Source organism: Methylobacterium sp. E-066 (genome assembly GCF_022829635.1).
Classification (GTDB): Bacteria; Pseudomonadota; Alphaproteobacteria; order Rhizobiales; family Beijerinckiaceae; genus Methylobacterium.
Map to the genome: position 1 here is coordinate 1 of NZ_JAKSYO010000117.1, position 19,968 is coordinate 19,968.

General features: G+C 67.5%; 15 protein-coding genes. 10 read left to right on the forward strand and 5 right to left on the reverse strand.

Annotation, left to right across the window (positions count from 1 at the left end; genetic code table 11):
- The 7 genes from MKL20_RS17180 to MKL20_RS17210 form a co-directional block, all read left to right on the forward strand.
- The coding region (locus MKL20_RS17180; protein ID WP_279594819.1) for a transketolase C-terminal domain-containing protein at positions 1 to 1,090 on the forward strand (1,090 nt) is incomplete at its 5' end.
- A gap of 127 nt (positions 1,091 to 1,217) precedes the next feature.
- Entirely contained in the window at positions 1,218 to 2,246 is a 1,029-nt protein-coding gene (gene hpnA / locus MKL20_RS17185) for a hopanoid-associated sugar epimerase (protein WP_243964187.1), read from the forward strand.
- Positions 2,243 to 3,139, forward strand: a complete 897-nt coding sequence (gene hpnC / locus MKL20_RS17190) for a squalene synthase HpnC (protein WP_244037684.1) — start codon at positions 2,243 to 2,245, stop codon at positions 3,137 to 3,139. The genes hpnA and hpnC overlap by 4 nt, the downstream gene beginning before the upstream one ends.
- Complete coding sequence (gene hpnD, locus MKL20_RS17195) at positions 3,136 to 3,987, forward strand: presqualene diphosphate synthase HpnD (protein ID WP_244037685.1); 852 nt, start codon at positions 3,136 to 3,138, stop codon at positions 3,985 to 3,987. The genes hpnC and hpnD overlap by 4 nt, the downstream gene beginning before the upstream one ends.
- Positions 3,987 to 5,303: a hydroxysqualene dehydroxylase HpnE gene (gene hpnE, locus MKL20_RS17200; RefSeq protein ID WP_244037686.1), complete on the forward strand. Its 1,317-nt coding sequence runs from the start codon at positions 3,987 to 3,989 to the stop codon at positions 5,301 to 5,303. The genes hpnD and hpnE overlap by 1 nt, the downstream gene beginning before the upstream one ends.
- A 42-nt stretch (positions 5,304 to 5,345) precedes the next feature.
- Complete coding sequence (shc, locus tag MKL20_RS17205) at positions 5,346 to 7,343, forward strand: squalene--hopene cyclase (RefSeq protein WP_244037687.1); 1,998 nt, start codon at positions 5,346 to 5,348, stop codon at positions 7,341 to 7,343.
- Positions 7,344 to 7,425: 82 nt separating this feature from the next.
- A complete protein-coding gene (locus MKL20_RS17210; RefSeq protein ID WP_409568162.1) occupies positions 7,426 to 8,223 on the forward strand; it encodes a phosphorylase in 798 nt (265 codons plus the stop codon).
- Between the two features lie 125 nt (positions 8,224 to 8,348).
- Here MKL20_RS17210 and MKL20_RS17215 read toward each other — a convergent pair whose 3' ends face one another.
- Both MKL20_RS17215 and MKL20_RS17220 read right to left on the reverse strand, forming a co-directional pair.
- Positions 8,349 to 9,284 (reverse strand): hypothetical protein, encoded by a 936-nt coding sequence (locus tag MKL20_RS17215; RefSeq protein ID WP_244037688.1) that lies wholly within the window; start codon positions 9,282 to 9,284, stop codon positions 8,349 to 8,351.
- Positions 9,285 to 9,590: 306 nt separating this feature from the next.
- On the reverse strand, positions 9,591 to 11,147 hold the full coding sequence (locus tag MKL20_RS17220) for a Do family serine endopeptidase (RefSeq protein ID WP_244037689.1): 1,557 nt from the start codon (positions 11,145 to 11,147) through the stop codon (positions 9,591 to 9,593).
- A gap of 289 nt (positions 11,148 to 11,436) precedes the next feature.
- Between MKL20_RS17220 and MKL20_RS17225 the strand changes: the two genes are divergently transcribed.
- On the forward strand, positions 11,437 to 11,814 hold the full coding sequence (locus tag MKL20_RS17225) for a hypothetical protein (RefSeq protein ID WP_244037690.1): 378 nt from the start codon (positions 11,437 to 11,439) through the stop codon (positions 11,812 to 11,814).
- 219 nt (positions 11,815 to 12,033) lie between these two features.
- On the opposite strand, the gene MKL20_RS17230 is transcribed toward MKL20_RS17225, so the two are convergent.
- From MKL20_RS17230 to MKL20_RS17240, 3 genes are all read right to left on the reverse strand, one after another.
- A complete protein-coding gene (locus MKL20_RS17230; RefSeq protein ID WP_244037691.1) occupies positions 12,034 to 14,751 on the reverse strand; it encodes a valine--tRNA ligase in 2,718 nt (905 codons plus the stop codon).
- Positions 14,752 to 14,866: 115 nt separating this feature from the next.
- On the reverse strand, positions 14,867 to 15,466 hold the full coding sequence (locus tag MKL20_RS17235; protein WP_244037692.1) for a PopZ family protein: 600 nt from the start codon (positions 15,464 to 15,466) through the stop codon (positions 14,867 to 14,869).
- A 123-nt stretch (positions 15,467 to 15,589) separates the two neighbouring features.
- Complete coding sequence (locus MKL20_RS17240; protein ID WP_313902727.1) at positions 15,590 to 17,266, reverse strand: TolC family outer membrane protein; 1,677 nt, start codon at positions 17,264 to 17,266, stop codon at positions 15,590 to 15,592.
- A gap of 845 nt (positions 17,267 to 18,111) precedes the next feature.
- Here MKL20_RS17240 and MKL20_RS17245 point away from each other — a divergent pair.
- A complete protein-coding gene (locus tag MKL20_RS17245) occupies positions 18,112 to 18,321 on the forward strand; it encodes a hypothetical protein (protein ID WP_244037693.1) in 210 nt (69 codons plus the stop codon).
- Positions 18,322 to 19,077: 756 nt separating this feature from the next.
- Positions 19,078 to 19,794 (forward strand): sugar transferase, encoded by a 717-nt coding sequence (locus tag MKL20_RS17250; RefSeq protein WP_244037694.1) that lies wholly within the window; start codon positions 19,078 to 19,080, stop codon positions 19,792 to 19,794.
- Positions 19,795 to 19,968: the final 174 nt, after the last annotated feature.

A 19,968-nucleotide genomic window follows, 5' to 3' on the forward strand; every position in this document is an offset into this window, starting at 1 on the left:
CACCCAGAAGGGCAAGGGCTACGCCCCGGCCGAGGCCTCGGCCGACCGCTATCACGGCGTGGTCAAGTTCGACGTGGTCTCGGGCGTCCAGGCCAAGGCCAAGCCCAACGCCCCGGCCTATACCCGGGTGTTCGGCGAGAGTCTGATCAAGGCGGCCGACGCCGACGACAAGGTCGTGGCGATCACCGCGGCGATGCCCGGCGGCACCGGCATCGATCTCTTTGGGAAAGCCCACCCCGACAAGACCTTCGACGTCGGCATCGCCGAGCAGCACGCGGTGACGTTCGCCGGCGGCCTAGCGACGGAAGGCTACCGGCCGTTCGTGGCGATCTACTCGACCTTCCTGCAGCGGGCCTACGACCAGGTCGTGCACGACGTGGCGTTGCAGAACCTGCCGGTGCGGTTCTGCCTGGACCGGGCTGGCTTGGTCGGCGCCGACGGGGCGACGCATGCCGGGGCCTTCGATCTGGCGTATCTGTGCTGCCTGCCGAACATGACTGTGATGGCGGCGTCCGACGAGGCCGAGCTGGTGCACATGGTGGCGACCGCGCACGCGCATGACAGCGGCCCGATCGCCCTGCGCTATCCGCGCGGCGAGGGCGTCGGCGTCGAGCTGCCGGAGCGGGGCGATGTGCTTGCGATCGGCAAGGGCCGGGTGGTCCGCCGGGACCCGGAGGCGCGGGTGGCGATCCTCAGCCTCGGCACGCGGCTGTCCGAGGCCCTGAAGGCAGCGGATGCGCTGGCGGACCAGGGCGTGGCGGTGAGCGTGGCGGATGCGCGCTTCGCCAAGCCGTTGGACGAGGCGCTGATCCTGGACCTGGCGCAGAGCCATGAGGTGCTGATCACCATCGAGGAGGGCTCGCGCGGCGGGTTCGGGGCGATGGTGCTGCACCTCTTGTCCGAGCAGGGCGCGCTGGATGCGGGCCGGGTGCGTGTACGGACGCTGACGCTGCCGGATCTGTACCAGGACCACGACAGCCCGGAGAAGATGTACGCCGAGGCCGGCCTCGACGCCGCCACCATCGTCAAGACCGCGCTCGCCACGTTGCCGGAGCGCAAGGAAGGCCGTTCGCGCCTGCGCCTGGCCTGATCCTGGCCCAAAGCGGCGGGGGATGCGGTCTCGCCCCTCGCTTGCCGCCCAGGCGGTTCGATGACACAAGCGCGGCGCGGCGGGGTCCCCCGCCCGCGCCGGCATTCCGCAACGCTTTAGACATGTGATGGTAGAGGCCACTTCCTCCGGCCCGTCCGAGGTCGGCCCCGTGCTGATCACCGGCGCAAGCGGATTCCTCGGTTCCGCCCTGGTCGACGTGTTCCGCCGGGCCGGCTTCCCGGTGCGCATCCTCGTGCGCGCCACGAGCCCGCGCCGGAACCTGACCTGGACCGATGTCGAGATCGCCGAAGGCGACATGCGCGACCCGGCGGCCGTTGCCGCCGCCCTACGCGGCCAGCGCTATCTGATCCACGCCGCCGCCGATTACCGGCTTTGGGCGCCGGATATGGAGGAGATCGTCCGCACCAACCGCGACGGCACCCGCCTGATGATGCGCGCGGCCCTCGATGCGGGCGTCGAGCGGGTGGTCTACACGTCGAGCGTTGCCACCATCAAACCGCCGGCCGACGGGGTCACGCCCTCCGACGAGACCATGCCGCTGACGCCCGAGACCGCCATCGGCGCCTACAAGCGCAGCAAGGTCGTGGCCGAGCGCGTGGTCGAGGAGATGATCGCCCGGGACGGCTTGCAGGCGGTGATCGTCAACCCGTCGACGCCGATCGGCCCCCGGGACGTCAAGCCGACCCCCACCGGCCGGATCATCCAGGAGGCGGCGCTGGGCAAGATGCCGGCCTTCGTGGATACCGGGCTCAACCTCGCCCATGTGGACGATGTGGCCCAGGGCCATCTGCTGGCGCTCCGCAAGGGCCGGATCGGCGAGCGCTACATCCTCGGCGGCGAGGACGTGTTCCTGTCGCAGATGCTCGCCGACATCGCCGGGATGGTCGGGCGCAAGCCCCCGACCGTCAACCTGCCGCGGGCCGCGGTCTATCCGGTGGCGTTCTTCGCCCAGCTCGCCGCCCGGGTCACCGGCCGTCAGCCGTTCGCCACCATCGACGGCATCCGCATGTCCCGCTACCGGATGTTCTTTTCCGACAAGAAGGCCCGGGCGGAGCTGGGCTATACGGCGCGCCCCTATCGCGAAGGCCTGTCCGACGCGATCGCGTGGTTCCGCCAAGCCGGGTATCTCGGATGAGCAAGCTCGACACCGCGACCGCGGCGCGCTCCGGCAAGGGCCACCGCGACGAGAATTTTCCAGTCGCCTCGCACCTGATCCACCCGCGCCATCGCGGTGCGATCCTGGCCTTCTACAACTTCGTCCGCGCCGGCGACGACGTGGCCGACCACACGGAGCTGTCGTCCGAGCGCAAGCTCGCGCTGCTCGACCGGCTGGCCGATGCGCTCACCGGGGCCGGCCCGTCCGATCCCGAGGCGGAGCCGCTCAAGCGCGAACTGGCCGCACGAGGCCTGCCGCCCCGCCACGCGCTGGAACTGCTCGACGCGTTCCGGATGGACGCGCGCAAGAACCGTACGGCGAACTGGGACGAGCTGATCCACTATTGCCGCTACTCGGCGATGCCGGTCGGGCGCTTCGTCCTCGACGTGCACGGTGAGGATCCGGCCCGGGTCTATAAGGCCTCCGATGCGATCTGCGCGGCGCTCCAGATCATCAATCACCTCCAGGATTGCGGCAAGGATTTCTCGGGGCTCGACCGGGTCTACATCCCGCAAGACACTCTGGATCGACATGGCGCGAGCATCGCCATGCTGGGTGCCCCGAAGGCGAGCCCGCAGCTCCGGGCCGTGATCGCCGAACTGGCGCAGCGCTGCCTCGACCTCCTCGACGAGGGCGCTGTCCTGCCGGACCTGATCGACGATCTGCGGCTGTCCCTCGAGATCGCCGCGATCCACCGCCTCGCCGTGGTGCTCGCCAAGGGGCTGACCACGCGCGATCCACTCTCGGAAAAAGTCCATCACGGCAAGGCCGCCTTCGCCCTCACGGCGCTCGGCGGTGTCGCCGCCACCCTGGCGCGCCGGCCCTTCCGGGGCCGGACCGTGCGGGCCGCGGCTCAGGGAATCCGCTCGTGAGCGCCACCGCGACCACTGCCCCCGCCGAGGGGACCGCCGCCCCGGCCCTGCCGGCCGCCGGCTCCTCGTTCTACACCGCCATGCGCCTGCTCCCGAAGGAGCGGCGCGAGGCGATGTACGCCGTCTACGCCTTCTGCCGCTCCGTCGATGACGTCGCCGACGACGGCGGCACGCGGGTGGTGCGGCAGGTCGAGCTCGACCGCTGGCGCGCCGATATCGACGCCCTCTATGCCGGGCGGCCGGCTGCGCGGGTGCGTGACCTCGTCGAGCCGGTGCGCCGCTACGACCTCAAGCGCGAGGATTTCCAGGCGGTCATCGACGGCATGGCCATGGATGCGGTCGAGGATATCGTCGCCCCCGATGCCGAGACCCTGGACCTCTACTGCGACCGGGTCGCGAGCGCGGTCGGCCGCCTGTCGGTGCGGATCTTCGGCATGCCCGAGGCGGACGGCATCCGGCTCGCCTGGCACCAGGGCCGGGCGCTCCAGCTCACCAACATCCTCCGGGACATCGACGAGGATGCCGAGCGCGGCCGCCTCTACCTGCCCCGTGAGAAGCTGGCCGCCATCGGCCTGAGCGATCCGACCCCCCTGGAGGCGATCGGCCATCCGCGCATCGGCGAAGTCTGCCTGTCGGTGGCCCGGGAGGCCGAGGAGCATTACCAGGCGACCTGGGAGATCATCCGGCGCAGCCCCCGCAAGGCGACCAAGGCCGCCCGGCTGATGGCGGCGGCCTACCATCTCTACCTCAAGGCGGTGATCGCCCGCGGCTGGGCGATGCCCCGCGCCCGGGTCAAGCCCGGCAAGCTGGCGTTGCTCGCCGTCGTCCTCCGGCACGGCCTGATCTGATGGGACGCATCCACGTCGTCGGGGCCGGCTTGGCCGGCCTCTCCGCGGCCGTCGCGCTCGCCGAGACCGGTGCCCAGGTGGTGCTGCACGAGGCCGCCAAGCAGGCTGGCGGGCGCTGCCGCTCCTATTACGATCCGTCGCTGGGCCTCACGATCGACAACGGCAACCATCTGCTGCTGTCGGGCAATGCCGACGCGCTCGGTTTCCTCAAGACCGTCGGCGCCCCCGCCGACGCGCTCACCGGCCCCGACGAGGCGGCGTTCGACTTCGCCGACCTCAAGACCGGCGACCGCTGGTGCCTGCGTCCCAATGCCGGGCGGCTGCCCTGGTGGGTGATGAGCCCGTCGCGCCGTGTCCCCGGCACCCGCGCCCGCGATTATCTCGCTCCGCTCGGGATCCTGCGTGCGGCCTCCGGCAAGCCGGAAGGCGCGGGCGGCACGATCGGCGACAGCATGGCCTGCGAGGGCGATCTCTACGCCAAGCTCTGGCATCCGGTGCTGCTGGCCGCGCTCAACACCGAGCCCCGGGACAGCGATGTCGGGCTGGCGGCCAAGATCCTGCGCGAGACCCTGGGCGCCGGCGGCAAGGCCTGCCGTCCCCTGGTGGCGGTGGAGGGCTTGTCCTACGCCTTCGTGGACCCGGCCCTGCGCTACCTGACGGCGCACGGCTGCGAGATCCGACTCGGCCGGCGCCTGCGCGGCCTCGACATCGCCGACGGCCGAGTCGGGCAGCTCCTGTTCTCGGACGGCCCCGAGGCGATCGGCCCCGAGGATGGAATCGTTCTGGCGCTGCCGCCCTGGGTCGCCCGGGAGGTGTTGCCCGGTCTCCTCGCCCCGGTGGAATTCCGCTCCATCGTGAACGCGCATTTTGCGCTTGCGCCAAAGCCCGGCAGCCCGCTGATCCTCGGCGTCGTGAACTCGCTCACAGAGTGGCTTTTCGCTTATCCCGACCGGTACTCGGTGACGATCAGCGGTGCAGACCGGCTCCTCGATGTGCCTCGGGAAGACCTCGCCCGACAGATCTGGGGGGAGATCGCAGCCTTGTGCAATCTTGCCCCGGAACTGCCTAGCTGGCAGATCGTAAAGGAGAAGCGTGCGACGTTCGCTGCGACGCCGGCCGAGGCCGCGCGTCGCTCGGGCGCCGAAAGCGCCTACACGAATCTCGTCCTGGCAGGCGATTGGACCGCGACCGGTCTGCCATCGACGATCGAGGGAGCGATCCGCTCTGGCAAGACGGCCGCGCGTGCGCTGCGGCACGGATCCTCCGTGCGCGACGAGCTACGCGCGCCAGGTTCGGGCGCATTGGGCGCCGCTTGAGGCATGGCGGCCGCGACGCAGCGGCCGTTCGAGGCGAGGACTATGAGAGAGGCCGTAAGCAAGGTCGAGCCGCTTCAGCGCTCGAAGACCCAGGGGATCTCGCTCGACGACGTCGAGCGCGGCGTGGCGCAGGCGACGCGCTCGTTGATCAACCTGGCGCACGATGACGGGCATATCTGCTTCGAGCTCGAGGCGGATGCCACGATCCCGTCCGAATACGTCCTGTTCCATCATTTCCGCGGCACGCCGGTTCCAGACGGCCTCGAGGCCAAGATCGGCAACTACCTGCGCCGCACCCAAGGCCGGCATGGCGGCTGGGCCCTCGTCCACGAGGGGCCGTTCGACATGAGCTGCACGGTCAAGGCGTATTTCGCCCTCAAGATGATCGGCGACGACATCGAGGCGCCGCATATGCGCCGGGCCCGCGAGGCGATCCTGTCCCGCGGCGGCGCCGCCAACGCCAACGTCTTCACCCGCTTCATGCTGGCCCTCTACGGCGAGGTGCCGTGGCGCGCCGTGCCGGTGATGCCCGTTGAAGTGATGTTCCTGCCGAAGTGGTTCCCGTTCCACCTCGACAAGATCAGCTACTGGGCCCGCACCACCGTGGTGCCGCTGTTCGTGCTCCAGGCGACCAAGCCGCGCGCCCGCAACCCGCGCGGGATCAGCGTCCAAGAGCTGTTCATCACGCCGCCCGAGAGCGTCCGCACCTGGCCGGGCTCGCCGCACGCCACCTGGCCGTGGACGCCGATCTTCGGCTTCATCGACCGGATGCTGCAGCTGGTCGAGGATCGCCTGCCGCGCAAGAGTCGCCAGCGCGCCATGGAGAAGGCCCGCGCCTGGGTCAGCGAGCGCCTGAACGGCGAGGATGGCCTGGGGGCGATCTTCCCCGCCATGGTCAACTCGGTGCTGATGTACGAGGTGATGGGCTACCGGGCCGATCACCCGCAGGTCCGGGTGGCCTGCGACGCCATCGAGAAGCTGGTGGTCGAGAAGGCCGACGAGGCCTACGTGCAGCCCTGCGTCTCGCCGGTCTGGGATACGGCGCTGGCCGCCCATGCCCTGCTGGAGGCCGGCAGCCCCGAGGCCGAGGCCCAGGCCCGCGCCGGTCTCGACTGGCTGAAGCCCCGTCAGGTGCTCGACATCGTCGGCGACTGGGCCGCGCGCAAGCCGAAGGTCCGTCCGGGCGGCTGGGCCTTCCAGTACGCCAACGCCCATTACCCCGACCTCGACGACACCGCCGTCGTGGTGATGGCCATGGACCGGGCCATGCACCAGCACGGGCTGGTCGCCGGCATGCCGGACTACAAGGCCTCGATCGCCCGGGCGCGGGAATGGGTCGAGGGGCTGCAGTCGCAGGATGGCGGCTGGGCGGCGTTCGACGCCGACAACAACCACATGTACCTCAACCACATCCCGTTCTCGGACCACGGCGCGCTGCTCGACCCGCCGACCGCGGACGTGACCGCCCGGGTGGTCGGGATGCTGGCCCAGCTCGGCGAGACCCGGGAGACCTCCCGCGCCCTCGACCGCGGCGTGAACTACCTCTTGAACGACCAGGAGGAGGACGGCTCCTGGTACGGCCGCTGGGGCATGAACTTCATCTACGGCACGTGGTCGGTGCTGTGCGCGCTGAACGCCGCCGGGGTGGATTCCGCCGATCCGCGGATCCAGCGCGCGGTCTCCTGGCTGATCCGGATCCAGAACCCGGATGGCGGCTGGGGCGAGGATGCCAATTCGTACAAGATCGATCCGGCCTTCGAGGCGGGCTCGTCCACGGCCTCGCAGACCGCCTGGGCGCTGCTGGCCCTGATGGCGGCGGGCGCGGTCGACGACCCGGCGGTGACCCGCGGGATCAACTTCCTGACCCGCACGCAGGGCGCGGATGGGTTCTGGAACGAGGAGCGCTACACCGCCACGGGCTTCCCCCGGGTGTTCTACCTGCGGTACCATGGCTACCCGAAGTTCTTCCCGCTCTGGGCGATGGCGCGCTACCGCAACCTGAAGCGGACCAACAGCCGGCGCGTGCAGTTCGGCATGTGAGGTTTTGGGAGGCCGGCCCGCTGGGCCGGCTCCTCAGCCGGGTCGCGAACTTCGACCGCCCGCGAACCCCGGTATCCTGCACGTGGCCTCCTCCGAAGACGATCCCGCGACACCGGCTCCCCGGCGCTCGCGGCTCCTTGCGGAGCTCGCCGGACTGGTCCACCAGCGCGCCATGATCGATCCCGCCGCCCCCGTCCTCGCCGTCACCGGTCTCGCCCGCGAGCGCCGCCTCGCAGCCGGGGAGGGGGTCGAGGCGGTCGGCGCCGGCGGCAACCCGCACCGCCTGCGCCAGCTCCTCGACGCCCGTCCGCAGCCCGGCTGCCGGGCGGTGATCAGCTTCGGCATCGCGGGCGGCCTCGACCCGTCCCTGAAGCCCGGCGACGTGGTGGTCGGCACCGGCATCGTCGGCGAGGACGGACGGCGCGCCGCCGATCTCGACCTCTCGGCCACGCTCCTCAACGCCCTCGCTGGCATCGGCCCCCGGGTGATCCCGGCCGATCTCGCTGGGGTCGACACGGCCGTGCTTGGGGTTGACGGCAAGGCGGAGCTGCGTGCCCAGACGGGGGCGGCCGCCGTCGACATGGAATCCCACGTCGCCGCCGTCTACGCGGGCCGCCACGGCCTGCCCTTCGCGGCCCTGCGGGTGATCTGCGACCCCGCCAACCAAGCGCTCCCGGCCTTCGCCGCCCAGGCGCTCACGCCGGACGGCGAGCCCGACATCGCGGCGGTGTTTTTTGCTTTTGCCCGGGGCCGAGCGCGGTTGGGTGACTTGATGCGTTTGGCGCGCGACTCGAACGCGGCTTTCGCTGCGCTGGGTAAATGCCGGACTCGATTGGGGCCGGGATTGGGAATTCCGATTGTCGAATGTGAAATCAAGTAGAGGCCGTTGCAATATTCAACGGCTTTCCTCGAGCCATGCCAAAACAATATGTTATGCACTCGCTCCGTCTGCAATCTGCATCGGAGCGAGTTTCTAGGAACAACACAGATTATCTTCTGCCGATGCTATTTTAGTTTTTGTCGCCAGGTAAAGGCTTTCTGCAGAATCGATAAGGCTTGCCTGGTTGGTCCCAAAAGGGAGACAAGTACGCCATCGTAGGTGATCAAATTCTCTGCTAAAACAGAAAAACCAGAATATTGCATGCCATGTAGAGATCCGTCGAGCGCAATTTTGTAAAATTTTGTCGAGAGCGCAATTGTTAACAGATCAAGTATCGAGTCTGCGTTCCTACGAAAAAGAGGGGCAAAAGATCTGTTTAAATGAATCGGGTTCCCATCATCTGGCAGGCTTGAAAAAAATTTAACGTTGTTTCGGCCAAAGACAGAAACGCAATAATTTCGACATTCAGAATTGTCAGTAGCTATGAACACAGGGAAAAATATCGATTCTTTTAACGCATTGATTGCAGTTTTATAATCTGTTTTGTAATCAGTGTTGCGAATATGTATAGCACTAAACGGCGCCCCGATCGCGTCTATGCGTTCGGCGAGTGAGTTGATTATTTCATCGGCCACAATAATCTTTGTAAGCGCAAACAGCGCGTTTTGATTTCCACCACATTGATGATGAATTAGAAGCTGTTCGTCGTATTTTCTTCTCATATCAAAAGTCAGCTGGACGTTACTGTCTGTATCAACCCAGTTGCCAAGCATATCGCTCCACAAAGGCTTGTAGGAGCTCGCGCGGCCGAATAAGGCGGCTGGGAATGTAGTCAGCTCGTCAATCGGTTGTTTGATATGGCTTACATCCAGAGCTAATCTCGCATCTTTGCTGATAAAATACTTGGAAAAACTATCTTGGAAGAAAAACCCGTGCTTGTATCCAGCATCGACCACGACTATGCGATCAGCAAGCTCAGCATATCGATGCATAATCTCAATTTGGGTCAACATATCGTTCAGACCAGCATCGGGTCTGCAAAGAATGTATTTTTCCGACATCTTCATTATAGCCGCAATTTTTAAATAACGATTACGTTCAACTGATTCTTCCCATGATTCTTATCACGGATCATTCAAACGCAAAATGTTTTGAAGAAGTGACATAAAACATTAAAATACAAATCGTTAATAATAATACCTAATGTACATAGTTCTATGAATGCTGAGAAAGTCGATCGAATGTCCTAAGTAAACAAAACATAGCTTAAAAAAATGGACAAGCCCTCGCTTGCTCTGCGAGGGCTTGTCAGAAAGTCACGGCGAGGCGGCGTGAGGAGGGCTCCCCGCGCCGGGTAGAAGCCGGAATCAGCCAGCGTTCTTGCTGAGCGACACCGCCACGAAGCGGGTCTGGCCCTTGCTGCTCTTCACCCGCATCAGCACGGCCTTGCGGCCACTCGATTCCGCCGTGCGGATCTGGGCGGCGACGTCGGAGGGACGGGTCACGCTCTGGCCGCCGACATCCAGGATCACGTCGCCGGCCTCGATGCCCTTGGCGGCGGCCGGACCATCGGGATCGACCTGGACCACCGCGACGCCCTGCTCGGACAGGCCGACATCGGCGGCCGGGGCGAGGTTCAGGCCGAGCCGCGGCTGGCCGTTGCCGGAATCATCCTCCCGGGCGGCGACCTTGGTGCCGTCGGTCGGCATGGCGCCGAGCGTCACCGTCGCGGTGTCGGCCTTGCCGCCGCGCAGGTAGCTCAGCTCGACCTTGGCACCGGGCTTCATGCCGGCGATGCGGCGCGAAAGCTCGCGGGCGCTGTCGACCGTGTCGCCGTTGACCTTCTCGATCACGTCGCCGGCCTTGAGCCCGGCCTTGGCCGCCGGGGTCCCGGTCTCGGCATGGTCGACCAGGGCGCCCTTCGCCTTGTCGAGGCCGAGCCCGTCGGCGATGTCCTGCGTCACCGGCTGGATCTGAACGCCCAGATAGCCGCGGGCGACCTTGCCGTCGGTGCGGAGCTGCTCGACCACCGCCTGCACGGTCTCGGCCGGGATCGCGAAGGCCAGGCCGACGCTGCCGCCGGACGGGGAGGCGATGGCGGTGTTCACGCCGACCACCTCGCCGTTGACGTTGAAGGTCGGACCGCCGGAATTGCCCTTGTTGATCGGGGCATCGATCTGCAGGAAGTCGTCGTAGGGGCCGGCACCGATGTCGCGGCCGCGGGCCGAGACGATGCCGGCCGTGACGGTGCCGCCAAGGCCGAACGGGTTGCCGATCGCCACCACCCAGTCGCCGACCTGCGGGGCGCTCTTGCCGAACTGCACGTAGGGGAAGTTCGAGCCCTCGTTGATCTTCAGGAGCGCGACGTCGGTCTTGGAGTCCTTGCCGATGACCTTCGCGTCGAGGGTGCGACCGTCGTCCAGGGTCACCTGCACGGTCTTGGCGTGGTCGACCACGTGGTTGTTGGTCACGACGTAGCCGTCGGCCGAGATGATGAAGCCGGAGCCGACCGCTCCGCGCGAGCCCTGGCGCTGCTGCGGCTGGGGCTGGCCGCCGCCCGGACCGTTCTGGCCGAATCGGCGGAAGAACTCGCGCAGCTGCGGCGGCACGTTCTGGAGGTTCTGGCCCTGGCCGGAGCCCTGGCCCGGACCGTCCTCGTCGTCGCTGCTCGCCGAATCATCGAGCTTGACCTTCACCGAGACGACGCCCGGCTTCACCTTGTTGACGATGCCGGCGAACGAGCCCGGGGGATGCTCGGGAGCCTCGATCGGAGTCTTCGGCAGGGCCTGGGCGTAGGCCGGGGTGACGGAGGGCAGGGTGGTGCCGATGGCACCGCCGGCGATCAGCGCCGCGGCGGCCACCGAGGCGAGGGCGCGGCGCGAGGTGCGGCCTGAGATCGGGTTCTGGGGGCTGGTCTCGGTCATGGGGATCGCAACCTCTTGCAAGGGATCGGGACGACGCCGGGGACGCGGCGGTCGATGCGATCGGTCTAGAGGGCGGCGCCTGACCTCGGCGTGGCGGTCGAATTACGGTTTGGACATGTGCGGGCGCTCGGTCGCGTCGCGTCGCGCCGGCGCTGGAAAATTCGGCGGCCTGTGCCGCTTGTCACCTGCGCGCCTGAAAAGACGACGTAGATTCTTACGAGCCCCGGCAGGTCGCCATCAACATCGATCCTGTAGATGGCCGTGGCGCGAGACGCGTGAGGGGGCAGCCATGAAGACGCTGTTGGCGGCGGCCATAGTCTTGGGATCGACGGCCGGATCGATGGCCGCCGAAGACTATTCGGCGTACCGGGATTATTTCGACGCCAAGCCTGCTTCCGGCGATCGAACGAAACTGAATGCGTCCAAGAAGAAGGATCTTTCGATCGAAAGCATCGACGCTCGGCGTTACGACGATGGCGCCGGCTCCAAGAACCCGGATAACCTGAAAGCCGGTTACAGGAACCGGGCCGGGATCTATGTGCCGCCCGATTACTCCACGCATCCGCGCGGCCCGTCCGGCGACGGCTTCGGCAGTTCGATCGATGAATCGTATGGAAGCGTCAGCGCGCCCAATCCCTTCGTCGGTCCTCTCGGTACCCGCCGATGAAGTGAGGGTTGGCTATCCGGCGGTCCGCTCCCACCCTCGACCTCATCCTGAGGCGCGAGCGCAGCGAGCCTCGAAGGAGCCCTCCAGGGATCGCGCGGGTTCTGGAGGGCTCCTTCGAGGCCTCCGCTGTGCTCCGGCGCCTCAGGATGAGGGGAGGAGGTGGGATAAACGTCGCGTGGGCAGAGCGATCCGGCTTGAAGCTGCTATCGCGCCGCTTGCCTAATCCCCGCTCAGCCGCGCCAGCGCCTCCTCGATCTTCACGAGCCGCGCGGTCTCGGCCTCCCGGCGCTCGCGGTTCTCCTCGATGATCTCCTCGGGGGCGCGGGCGACGAAATCGGCGTTGCCGAGCTTGGCGTCGATCTTCTTGATCTCGCCCTGGGCCTTGCCCTGCTCCTTCATCAGGCGCGCGACTTCGGCGGCGAGGTCGACAATGCCTTCGAGCGGCAGCGCCGCGACGCTGCCGCGCACGAGGAGCTGCACCGAATTCTTCGGCGGCGTCTCCGAAAAGGTGATCTCGGAAAGCCGGGCCAGCCGCAGCAGCGTGTCCCGCCAAGCCTCGACCCGGGTGCGAACCTCCGGGGACGCCCCGACCATCGCCAGGGGAATCTGCGCCGCGGCCGGGACGCTGGTCTCGGAGCGGGCCGAGCGAATCTGGCTAACGAGATCGACCACGAAGCCCACCTCACCCTCGGCGCCGGCATCCGCGAGCCCGGCGAGATCCGGCCAGGCGGCGAGCGCCAGGAGGCCACGCTCGGGGAGCGCCGCGCCCTTGATCGCCCAGAGCTCTTCCGTGAGGAATGGCATGAACGGGTGCAGCAGCTTGGCGACCTGATCGATCAGGAACGCCACCGTCGCCTGAGTCTCGGCCCGGACCGCCGGATCGACGCCCTCGCCCTGGAGCACGGGCTTCGCCAGCTCCAGGTACCAATCACAGAAAATATTCCAGACGAACCGGTAGGCGGCGCCCGCCGCGTCGTTGAACCGGTAGGCGTCGAGAGCGGCCGTCACCTCGTCCACCGCGCGGGCGGCCTCGGTCAGCGCCCATCGGTTGATCGCCCCGGTGATCGCCCGCGGGTCGTAGGCGGGGTCGAGCTGGCAGCCGTTCAGCTCGGCGAAGCGGGCGGCGTTCCAGAGCTTGGTCGCGAAGTTGCGGTAGCTCTGGACCCGGTCGGCCGAGAGCTTGATGTCGCGACCCTGGACCGCGAGCGCGCACAGGGTGAAGCGGAGGGCGTCGGCCCCGACCTGATCGATCAGCTCGAGGGGATCGACGACGTTGCCCTTCGACTTCGACATCTTGGCGCCGGAGGCGTCGCGCACCAGCGTGTGCAGGTAGACCGTCTCGAACGGCGCCTGGTCGGTGAGGTGCAGGCCCATCATCATCATGCGGGCGACCCAGAAGAACAGGATATCCTTGCCGGTCACCAGGGCGTTGGTGGGGTAGTAGCGGGCGAATTCCGGGGTCGAATCCGGCCAGCCCAGCGTCGAGAACGGCCAGAGCGCGGAGGAAAACCACGTGTCGAGGACGTCTTCGTCGCGGGTCAGAGCCGCCGGCTTGCCGTGCTTCGCCTCGGCCTGGGCCAGGGCCTCGGCCTCGCTTTCGGCCACGAAGATTCCGCCGTCGTCATCGTACCAGACCGGGATCTGATGGCCCCACCAGAGCTGGCGCGAGATGCACCAGGGCTCGATGTTGGTGAGCCACTGGAAGAAGGTCTTCTCGTAGGTCTCGGGCACGAACTTGGTCTGTCCGTCGCGCACGGCCTGGAGCGCGCGCTCGGCGAGCGGCTTGACGTTCACGTACCATTGGTCGGTGAGATACGGCTCGATCACCACGCCCGAACGGTCGCCATGCGGGACCGCATGGGTGTTCGGCTCGATGGCGCGCAGGCGCCCGCGGGCTTCCATCAGGGCGACGACGGCCTTGCGCGCTTGCGCCCGGTCGAGGCCGTGGAGCGCCAGAGCCTCGGGCTCGGGGTTCGCGTCGGCGAGGAAGGCCGCGTTGCCGGCGAGCAGCATCCGGCCCTCGGGATCGAGGATGTTGATCACGCGCAGGCCCCGGCGGCGCCCGACCTCGAAATCGTTGAAGTCGTGCGCGGGCGTGATCTTGACCGCGCCGGTGCCCTTCTCCGGGTCGGAATACGCGTCGGCGACGATCGGGATCAGGCGGCCGACCAGCGGCAGGCGGACCTGCTTGCCGACCAGCGCGGTGTAGCGCGCATCCTCCGGGTGGACCGCGATGCCGGTATCGCCCAGCATCGTCTCGGGCCGGGTGGTGGCGACCGTGATGATCTCGCCGGTCTCGGCGCCCGCGTCGTCGACCACCGGGTAGTCGAAGTGCCAGAGATGGCCCTTCATCTCGATCTGCTGGACCTCAAGGTCCGAGATCGCGCTCTGGAACTTCGGGTCCCAGTTCACCAGCCGCTTGTCGCGGTAGATCAGGCCCTGGCGGTGCAGGTCTACGAAGGTCTTGAGCACGGCGCGGCTCAGGCCCTCGTCCATGGTGAAGCGCTCCCGCGACCAGTCGCAGGAGGCGCCGAGCCGCTTGAGCTGGTTGACGATCGCGCCGCCGGATTCCGCCTTCCAGGCCCAGACCTTCTCGACGAAGGCGGCGCGGCCGATCTCCCGGCGGCCCGGCTCCTGGCGCTCCATCATCCGGCGCTCGACCACCATCTGGGTGGCGATGCCGGCGTGATCCGTGCCGGGCTGCCAGAGCACGTCTTTGCCGCGCATGCGCTCGAAGCGGCACAGCACGTCCTGAAGCGTGTTGTTGAGAGCGTGGCCCATATGCAGCGAGCCCGTCACGTTCGGCGGCGGGATCACGATGCAATAGGGCGGCGCGCCGGCGCGCTCGGGCCGGCCGGCGCGGAAGGCATCCGCCTCAGCCCAGGCGGCGGAGATCCGCGCCTCGACGGAGGCGGGCTCGAAGGTCTTGTCCATCATCGCGGTTATGGGCCGAACGCTTGTCCAACGGGGTTGGACCCGCTTTCGACCGTCGGGCCGCGTCCGTCAACACGCGTCCGGCATCGGTCAGACCCGATACCGGAGGGGCGCCTGCTCAGCGGCCGCGCGAGACCCGCTCGATCTCGGCGCGCACCAGCCGCTCGACCACGGCCGGCAGATTGTCGTCAAGCCAGGACTTGAGCATCGGCCGGAGCATGTCCTTGACCAGATCCTCCAGCGTGCGAGCGTTCTGGGTCAGCACCGTATGGGCCAGCAGGTTGAAGGCACCGTTCACGCTGGCGTCGGTCGCCGGCGAGACCAGGGCCTCGGCCTCCGGCGCCGGCTGGGGAGCCTGCGCGACCGGCTGCGGCTGCGGTGGCGGCGCGCTTGGGCGGGCCGGCGGCGGCTCCGGTTCGGGCTCCGGCTCGGCGAACGCCTCGTCCTCGAAATCGATCGCGTCGAAATCGAGGGGGGCCGGCGTCGGCTCCGGGGGTGGCACGGCGCGGGGCCGCATCACCGGCTCGGCGACCTCGGCGAGGTCGAGCACGTCGTCGGGTTCGGGCACCGGGGCGATCTCGGCGGGCTTGGCCGCCTGATCGTCCGCGATGATCCGCCTGATCGAGGCGAGGATCTCTTCCATCGAAGGCTCGGACGCCTTCTCGGCAGCCTTATCCTGGAATTTCGAGTCCGGGATCTTGGGGCTCGCTGCACTCATCAACAGGCGCGCTCGGGCAGGGGATGTTCGGAAGATGACCCGATCGGGCCGCTCGTCAAACAGTATTCCATGCCAATTCGTCGCGGCAAGCGCGCCTGCACCACACTCCCCGTGGAAAAGACCTCAGCGCCCGTCCGGCGTGCGCAGGCCGAACCACAGATCCTTGACCTGGTCGTAATGGATCTTGGCGCTGTAGTACTCCACCGGCAGCGCGGTGAAGCGGGCGGTGAGCTGTCCGATCGCCTGGACGACACCGTAGGAGAAGATCACCCGGTCGCGCTGGGCCAGGATCAGGTTCACCCGCGAGTTCAGCAGTTCCTGTTGCGCGTTGAGCACGTCCAGGGTGGTGCGCTGGCCGACGCGGGCCTCCTCGCGCACGCCGTTCAGCGCCACCTCGTTGGCCTGGACCTGCGCCTGGGCGGCGATCACCTGCGCCTTGGCGGCCTCAAGCCGGCCCCAGAAATCGACGATCTGCGCCCGGACCTGGTCGCGGACCTGATCGACCTGGATGCGGGTCTGACCGACGGTCTCCTTCGCCTGCCGGATCTGCGCGTAGGTCTGGCCGCCCTCGTAGATCGGGATGTTGAGCCGGCCGCCCACGAACCCGACGAAGAAGCTCGTATTCGGGCCGTTCTGATCGTAGAGCTGGCTGAGCGAACCCTGCAGGCTGAGCTGCGGCGCGAGCTGGCCTTCCAGGATCTTGACCTGGGCTTCCGCGGCATCGACGGCGTGAATGGCCGAGACGATCTGGGGATGCTCACGCAGGCCGATGGCAATGGCCGCATCGAGGCTCACCGGCACGTAGCGGTCCAACGGCCGGCCCGGTGCCAGCTGGCGCGGCTCGACACCGATATTCTGCCGGTAGATGCCGATGCTGGTGCGCAGGGTCGACTCGGCGGCGCTGACCTGGGAGCGCGCGCCGGCGAGCCGGGCTTCCGCCTGGGCCACGTCGGTGCGGGTGACCTCGCCGACGTTGAACCGGTCGCGGGTCTGGCGCAGCTGCTCCTCCAGGACCTCGACGTTGTTGCGGTTGAGCTCCAGCGTCGCGGTGTTGCTGAGCACGTTCATATACGCCTGGACGGCGTTGTAGAGCACCGTGAGTTCGGTGAACCGCAGGGTCTCGCGCTGGCCGTAGACGGTGGATTCGGCCCGGCGGACGGTGTTGTCGGTCTGGAAGCCGTTGAAGATCGTCTGCGTTATGTTCAAGCTCGCGCTGCTCGGCAGGTAGGTCGTGCGCGTGGTCCGGTTCGACGACGTCAGCACCTGCGAGGTCACGTCGGTCGTCGTCCCGATGCTGCCGGCCGACTGGCCGCCCGCGCCGGACGCCAATCCGGAGGTCCCAGTACCGGTGCCGATACCCGTTGTCGTGCCGCCCGCCGTCGATGTTCCGAGGGCAGAGCCCGCGGCGCCGGCCGCGCCAGTCGTTCCGCCGAGGGACGACCCGCCGAGGGACGACCCGCCAAGCGACGAGCCGGTGCTGGCCGACGATGCGCTCGACCCGGCCGCGCCGCCCCCGACGGAAGCGACCGCGCTCGCACTCCTGGTCTGCAGATACTGCACGCCGATCGAAGCCGCGACATTCACCTGCGGCCGGTAGCCGGCCTGCGCGATCGCGACGTTCTCGTCGATCGCGCGGACGCCGGCCCGGCCGGCATTCAGGGACGGATTGCCCTGATAGGCTTTCGCGAGCGCGCTCTCCAAAGTTTCGGCGAGAGAAGGATTGGTCGCCAAGAGTGCAAGTCCGGACGCTATTCCGATGGCTCGGAGCGCGGGGCAACTCGCTGGTGGACGTATTGTCACGATTAACAAGCCCTTGCGGTCTCTTAACGGTCCGGATGTCCGCCACGAAAACGGCCAAGGTACGGCGTTACGCAGGGATCCGATCAAGCCCGCCCCACCGTCACGCTTAGCGCAAATCCGCCGGCTTGGCTCGGGCTTGCCTGGCATTGGCGTCGAAATCTGGCGCGTTGGGGCATTAAGGTGACACATGCGTGAGCCCCTCCGCGGGGGCTCGCCGGAGCAAATTCGCCCATGATTCGAGGCGGATACCGAAAGGATGCCGCTGCCGGGTCGGCCCGACGCGGTCGGATGGACGCCTCCCGGCTTTTCGCGTCGCTCGCGCCTCGGGAAGAGGTCGAGGACGGGAGATAGCAGTCGAGCCGGTCTTAATAGCGGTCCTCCGCCGTGCTTCCCGCCCCGGGGGCGAGCGGCGCGGCATCATCGAAGGCTGGTTCCGGTTCGCGCTGGGGCCGCGCCGAACGTGGTCTGGTCACGGAGCCCGTCAGAACCGGTGATGGTTTGGCCTTGAGCGCGACGCTCGGGGGCGCCGCCTTCCCGGCCGGCCCGGGCACGCCCTGGGGACCGCGCGGTCCCGGCGCTCCCGCGGGACCGGCGCTGCCGACCGGCCCGGCGGGACCCGTCGGGCCGCGCTCGCCGTGTGGGCCGACGGCTCCATCCTCACCCGGAGGGCCGGGCGGCCCCATCGCGCCGCGTGATCCGGGTTCTCCCCGGGCGCCGGCCTCGCCGCGCGGTCCAGGCGGTCCGACGAGGCTCGAACCCTGCTGACCGCAATCGCCCACGACGATGCTGCGCGCCTGTTTGGGTGTCCGCAGCGTCGCGATACAGGTCGCCGGGTGATAGACGACGTGAAACTCGAAATAACCTCGGTTGTCGGTCCGCTGCGAGAACTGGCCGTCGAGGGTGATGTCGGTATCCGGCTCGCCGGCATTACCGAGAACCCACAGGTCGCCGGCTGTAATTTTCGCGGCCTCTATACGCATGTCGGCTTTCGCGGGGGTGATGCAGAAAATCGCACTCGCGAATATTTGCAAACCTATGCATTTCTGCCGCAATAGACGCATGGCGGGCCCCGAGATTTTCATGTCGGCAAGATGCCACTCATTTTCGGATTCGCAACAACGCGTGAAAAGTTTGATGTGAAAAGCGACGGTTTAGGCGGTTCATCACCCGAATGCGGTATTCGCATGACTGGAATGGGCAATAGGGCCGATGCGAAGCCGATGTCATCATCCGAGCGCGGGATGGAGAGGGCGTCGTCGGACCAAAGGTGCCGTTTCGATCAGCCTCCGCCGCCGAGGCCTCCCAGTGCCTCTGGACGGGCGGGCCGCAACGGACGTGCAGAGGCCGATTTTCCGATGCAACGGTTTCGGGATCCTGTTCGTTTGGGGTTCGGCAGTGCAGCAAATGTACGGAGCGACCCGCCGCAGCCCATCGGCGCGTCCCGTGAGGTTCACCGGTCGCGCCTGTGCGGTGCACAATCGAACGTCGCGTAAGTTGTTGTTCTGGCCGTTGTTTCGGCCGGACTGCCCCGGAGACTCGGTAGCAACTACTGAACGTGAGGTTTGAGCGACAATCCTGCGCAGGGCGGATTAATTTCCGATCGATCTGCAGGTTTTTACCAAACTAACCTGTTTATGAGCTCCAAATAAAATTTTGGCGGATTGTCATCCCTGTCATTGCCCCTTATAAGCCCGGTGGTAACTAAACATTAACCACCCGCCATTGGCCTCAACCGAGGAGCTGAGACCATGCAGGGTCATGCCGAATCCCGCACATCCACGGGCGCTTCTGCGCCGCACCATAGGGTTGAGATGTCCGATGTGGCCGATCAGATTGCGGGTCAGGTGAGCGAGGCGGCCGAGGCGGTCGTCGAGGCGGTGCTGCCGGAGACGCCGTTCGTGGCCCGGGGGCTGCGGCTCGACTGGGCGGCCAAGCGTGGGCTCGACATCGGGGTCGCGGCCACCGCCCTGTTCCTGCTGCTGCCGCTGATGCTGGTGATCGCCGTCCTGGTCTGGGCCGGCGACCGCAAGGCGCCGATCTTCCGCCACACACGGCTCGGCCGCGACGGGCGCAGCTTCGGCTGCCTGAAGTTCCGCTCGATGGTCGCCGACGGCGAGGCGGTGCTGGCCGCCCACCTCGCCGCCAGCCCACGCGCCCGGGCCGAGTGGGCCGCCACGCACAAGCTCAGCGACGATCCGCGCATCACCGCCATCGGCCAGGTGCTGCGCAAGACCTCGCTGGACGAGCTGCCCCAGCTCTGGAACGTCTTGCGCGGCGAGATGAGCCTGGTCGGGCCGCGCCCGATCGTCCAGGCCGAGGTCGCCCGCTACGGCCGGGCGTTCTCGACCTGCTTCGCGGTGCCGCCCGGGGTCACCGGCCTGTGGCAGGTCTCGGGCCGCTCGGACACGACCTATGCCGAGCGCGTGGCGCTCGACCTGGACTATGCCAGCCGCTGGAGCCTGCGCCGGGACCTCGCGATCATGCTGCGCACAGTGCCTGCGGTGCTGGCCCAGCGCGGCAGCAAGTAGCGGCTTCGGCCGAGACGCGGGGCGACTGCAGAGCGTCGCCCGCGGACGAGCACCGGACCATCCGGGCCGGGATCGGTCCGGCGCCGGGGCCGGTGCGGGGACGGGATCGCCGACGGGATCGTCATGAAGGGTCTGCTGCTGAACGCGCTGCTCGGGGTGGGTCTGGGGCGGTTC

Excerpts from the sequence above, each read along its gene's own strand:
- hpnA (WP_243964187.1), top strand. The coding sequence starts at position 1,218 with ATGGTAGAGGCCACTTCCTCCGGCCCGTCCGAGGTCGGCCCCGTGCTG.
- MKL20_RS17220 (WP_244037689.1), bottom strand. The coding sequence starts at position 11,147 with ATGACCGAGACCAGCCCCCAGAACCCGATCTCAGGCCGCACCTCGCGC.
- hpnE (WP_244037686.1), top strand. The coding sequence starts at position 3,987 with ATGGGACGCATCCACGTCGTCGGGGCCGGCTTGGCCGGCCTCTCCGCG.
- MKL20_RS17225 (WP_244037690.1), top strand. The coding sequence starts at position 11,437 with ATGAAGACGCTGTTGGCGGCGGCCATAGTCTTGGGATCGACGGCCGGA.
- MKL20_RS17250 (WP_244037694.1), top strand. The coding sequence starts at position 19,078 with ATGTCCGATGTGGCCGATCAGATTGCGGGTCAGGTGAGCGAGGCGGCC.
- MKL20_RS17215 (WP_244037688.1), bottom strand. The coding sequence starts at position 9,284 with ATGTCGGAAAAATACATTCTTTGCAGACCCGATGCTGGTCTGAACGAT.
- hpnC (WP_244037684.1), top strand. The coding sequence starts at position 2,243 with ATGAGCAAGCTCGACACCGCGACCGCGGCGCGCTCCGGCAAGGGCCAC.
- shc (WP_244037687.1), top strand. The coding sequence starts at position 5,346 with ATGAGAGAGGCCGTAAGCAAGGTCGAGCCGCTTCAGCGCTCGAAGACC.
- MKL20_RS17230 (WP_244037691.1), bottom strand. The coding sequence starts at position 14,751 with ATGATGGACAAGACCTTCGAGCCCGCCTCCGTCGAGGCGCGGATCTCC.
- MKL20_RS17235 (WP_244037692.1), bottom strand. The coding sequence starts at position 15,466 with ATGAGTGCAGCGAGCCCCAAGATCCCGGACTCGAAATTCCAGGATAAG.